Below are 3917 nucleotides of genomic sequence, written 5' to 3'. Positions count from 1 at the left end.
AGACATCGTCGGACATCCGCCGACCGTCGTCCGCGTCTCCGCCTCACTCCGGTAGACACGCCGCAGCGATCCGCGGCCGTGCAGCTGTAGTACTAGGCGGGTCGACCAGCAACTCGACCAGGCAGGGCGACGAGGCGGACGGACGGCGTGACGGCGACGAGCGACGAGGCGGCCCCGGACATCGAGCGCTGGGCGCCGGGAGGTGTCTTCGGCCTGCCCGTTCCCGGGGACGCCGCCGCCCTGCTCTCCGGCGGCGCGGAGTGGCTCACCGAGGCGTTCCGCCGCTCCGGGGCGCTGGCACCCGGCGAGCGGGTCGACCGCGTCGTCCGCTCGGCGGAGTTCCGCGGCGGCGGCACGGGGAAGAAGCTGCTGCTCACGGTGGCGTACGGGACGCCGCGGGCGGGCCTGCCCGAGGAGCTGTTCGTCAAGTTCTCGCGCAACTACGACGACCCGCTGTGGGACAGCGGCCGCTCCCAGCTGGTCTCGGAGGTGGACGTCGCGCTGCTGTCCCGGTCGCCGGGGTTCCCCGTGCCGGTGCCGACCGTGCTGTTCGCCGACGTCGACCCGGAGACCCACACCGGCCTGATCGTCACCGAGCGCATCTCCTTCGGGCGCGACGGCGTGGAGCCCCACCACCCGAAGTGCCTGGACCACCTGGTGCCGGACCAGGTGGGGCACTACGAGGCCATCCTGCGGGGGCTGGCGCGGCTGTCGGGCGCGCACCGGGCCGGCCGGCTGCCGGCGGACCTCGACGAGCGCTTTCCCCGCTCGCCCGGGCCGGCCGGGGCCGGCCTGGTGCCGCGGGTGCCGGAGGCGAAGGTCGTGCAGTGGGCCGAGCGGGTCTTCGCGTTCGTCGACCGCCACCCGCGGCTGTTCCCGGAGGACGTGCGGGGCGCCGGGCTCCGGGACCGGTTGCTGGCGGACATCCCGGACGTGCTGGCCGCCGAAGACCGGATCGCCACCGTCCTCTCCGGGAATCCCGACTTCGTCGCCTTCGCGCACTGGAACGCCAACATCGACAACTGCTGGTTCGAACGAGGTGCCGACGGCCGGCTGGTGTGCGGCTTCCTGGACTGGGCCAACGCCGGGCAGCTCAGCGTCGCGCAGTCGATCACCGGTGCCATCAGCGGGGCCGAGCCCTTCGCCTGGGACGACCACCTCGACGGGCTGCTGGCCGTCTTCGTCGAGGAGTACGCGGCGAGCGGGGGTCCGAGGCTCGACCTGGACGAGCTGCGGCTGCACATCCTGCTCATGGCGGCGTCCGGCCTGACCCACTCCCTCGGCGCACCGGTCGCCCTCGCGCGGGAGGTGCCGGACCTCGACGCGCTGGAGAGCTACCGGGACCCGCGGCTCGCCGAGCACGAGAACGCCCGCATCCAGCTGCACATGACCACGCGGCTGCTCCACCTCTGGCAGACCCGGCAGCTGGGGGACCTGGTCCGCGCGCTGTAGTCCGGCCGGCTGGCGGGGACGGCGGTCAGTCGCCCGGGTCCGCGTGCCGGAGCAGCGCCTCGGCGACGCGGTCGACGTCGTCGGTGTCCGTGGCGCAGTCCGACACGGAGATGCGCATCAGGCGTTCGCCCCGGTAGGTGGTCCCGCTGAAGAAGGCGAGCCCCTCGGCCCGGATGCCGGCCATGACGGCGTCGGCCCGCCGTCCGTGGTCGCCGTCCGGGGACGGCCAGCGGACGAGCACCTGGTTCGACACGACCTCGTTGACGATCTGCGCCCGGCCGCTCGCCGCCAGGACGTCGGCGAAGCGCCGGGCGTGGCCGCACGTGCGGTCGACGAGCGCGGCCACCCCCGACCGCCCGAGGGAGCGGAGCGTCGCGTAGACGCCGACGCCACGAGCGCGGCGGGAGAACTCGGGGTTCCAGTCCATCGGGTCGCGGGCGCCGGTGCCCTGCTCGAGGTAGCTGGCCTGCACGCTCATCGCGGCCATGTGCGCGGCGCGGTTGCGGCAGATCGCCACCCCGCAGTCGTAGGCGACGTTCAGCAGCTTGTGGCCGTCGGTGGACCAGGAGTCCAGCCGGTCCAGGCCCCGCACGTGCCGGGACATGCGGGGCGCCGCGGCGGCGAGCAGCATCACCGCGCCGTCGACGTGGACCCACGTCGGGTTGCCCCGTGCCCGGTGGGCGGCCGCCCGATCGGCGACCGCGTCGAAGTCGTCGAACGCGCCGGTGTTCACGTTGCCGCACTCGACGGCGATGATCGTGGGCCCGGACACCGCCTGGAGCGTGCGATCGAGCGCCTCGGGCTCGACCCGGTCCTGGTCGTCGCAGGGCACCAGCACCGCGGACCGCTCGCCGAGCCCGAGGAAGCGCAGGGCACGCAGGACGGTCGAGTGCACGCCCTCCTTGAGGACGACGGTGACTCCCGGCGAACCGATCAGGCCGTCGGCCTCCACGTCCCACCCGGCCTGGCGCAGCACCTCGTCCCGGGCCGCCGCCAGGCAGGTGAAGTTCGCCATCTGCCCGCCCGTGACGAAGCCGACCGAGCTCTCCGCGGGGAGGTGCAGCAGGTCGACGAGCCATCGTGCAGCCAGTTCCTCGGCGACCGCGACACCCGGCGTGGGCGGGAACAGGCCGGCGTTCTGGTCCCAGGTCGAGACCAGGAGCTCGGCACCCCACGACGCCGGGTGCAGACCGCCGATGACGAAACCGAAGAAGCGACCGCCGGCGTGGGCGGTGACGAAGGGCGTCAGGTCACGCGCGAGTTCGGCCACGACCTGCACGGGGTCGAGGCCGTCGTCGGTGAGCGGGTGGTCGAGCGCCGCCTCGACCTCCGCGTGGCCCTTCTCCGGGTACACCCGCCGGGTCGGCAGCGAGTGCAGGTAGTCGAGCGCCGCCGGGGCGACCGCGCCCAGGACGCCGTCCCAGTCCGAGCGGTGCATGCGGCCCCCTCGTCGTCGACGGGGCGCCATGCTGTCACGGGGACGCGCTTCTCGAGTGCGCCATCTCCGCGGGCACATCTGCCTCGTCGCGGAGGCCTGTCGCGGGCGTCGAGGACCGTCCTCGAGCGGCCCACGTTGGACGGCCTCTCGAGGCGCGCCAGGCCGTCCGGAGATCCTCGCATCGCTGCGCGGGGGAGAGGGCGTCAGTCGTCGCTCGTGGCGTCGGGCCGGCGAGCGTCACCCCTGCTCTGGTGGGGACGGTGACCGCAGGGCGGAGACGACCGCCTCCATCCCTGCTCACGCCGCTCCGCTCCGCGACTCGTTCAGCAGTCGCCGTCCGCGTCGCCGGAGCCGCCGTCGACCCACGGCATCGGGTCGCCTCGCCAGTCGGCAGGCGGGGGAACCGGTTCGGACTGCACCTCGACCTGCTCCTCCAGCCCCACCTGGGCGCTGGCGTAGAACTCGTCCTCCCGGAGGCGGAACCTGTCGTCCGGCATGGGGGCAGCGTGGCATCGAGGATGCACGAGGGGAAGGTCGCGCGCACGCCCCTCCTCGCGAGTCGCCGCATCCTCCGCTCGCGACTCCGAGAGATCACCGTCTGTCCAGTGGTCACCCCGCACGGCGGTACGAGCCGGAAATCTGTGGACAGGTCGCTGACCTGGGGATATCCGCAGCCGGACCCGGCCTCGAGCGGTAGAATCGAACACACGTTCTAGCCGGTCGGGAGGGTGTCGTGGGCGAGCTGCAGTCAGCACTGGACGCCCTGGCCGGCCTGGACCTGGACGGCCTGCCCGACGGTGTGCTGCTGGACCACCTGCGGGAGGCGGTCACCGCCGCCCACCGCATCGGCGCACACCTCACGCGCATCGCCCGCCGGGTCGACGCCCGCGGCGCCAGCGAGCACGACGGCATCCCGACCGCGCAGGCGTGGCTGCGCGGGCACCTCGCCGTGTCCGGCGCCTTCGCCGCCCGGGTGGTCGGCCAGGGCCGGGCGCTGGAGCACCTGCCGCTCACCGAGGGCGCCTTC

At 73.9% G+C, this 3917-nt stretch carries 3 protein-coding genes and 1 pseudogene; 2 read left to right on the top strand and 2 right to left on the bottom strand.

Going from position 1 to position 3917, the window contains the following annotated elements; translation table 11 throughout:
* Positions 1 to 147 precede the first annotated feature (147 nt).
* On the top strand, positions 148 to 1452 hold the full coding sequence (locus ACK586_RS25200) for a hypothetical protein (RefSeq protein ID WP_409333279.1): 1305 nt from the start codon (positions 148 to 150) through the stop codon (positions 1450 to 1452).
* A 25-nt stretch (positions 1453 to 1477) separates the two neighbouring features.
* Here ACK586_RS25200 and ACK586_RS25195 read toward each other — a convergent pair whose 3' ends face one another.
* Both ACK586_RS25195 and ACK586_RS25190 read right to left on the bottom strand, forming a co-directional pair.
* Positions 1478 to 2890 carry a pyridoxal phosphate-dependent decarboxylase family protein gene (locus tag ACK586_RS25195; RefSeq protein ID WP_409333278.1) on the bottom strand — a complete coding sequence of 471 codons (1413 nt, stop codon included), beginning with the start codon at positions 2888 to 2890 and terminating at the stop codon, positions 1478 to 1480.
* Positions 2891 to 3213: 323 nt separating this feature from the next.
* Complete coding sequence (locus tag ACK586_RS25190; protein ID WP_409333277.1) at positions 3214 to 3387, bottom strand: hypothetical protein; 174 nt, start codon at positions 3385 to 3387, stop codon at positions 3214 to 3216.
* 236 nt (positions 3388 to 3623) lie between these two features.
* On the opposite strand from ACK586_RS25190, the pseudogene ACK586_RS25185 reads away from it, so the two are divergent.
* Positions 3624 to 3917, top strand: a pseudogene (locus ACK586_RS25185) (endonuclease); the annotation flags it as partial.

The organism is Trujillonella humicola (assembly GCF_046233715.1).
In the GTDB taxonomy this organism is placed as follows: Bacteria; Actinomycetota; Actinomycetes; order Mycobacteriales; family Geodermatophilaceae; genus Trujillonella; species Trujillonella humicola.
Note: the sequence above shows the minus strand (reverse complement) of the source record. Positions and strands in the feature narration are given on the sequence as shown.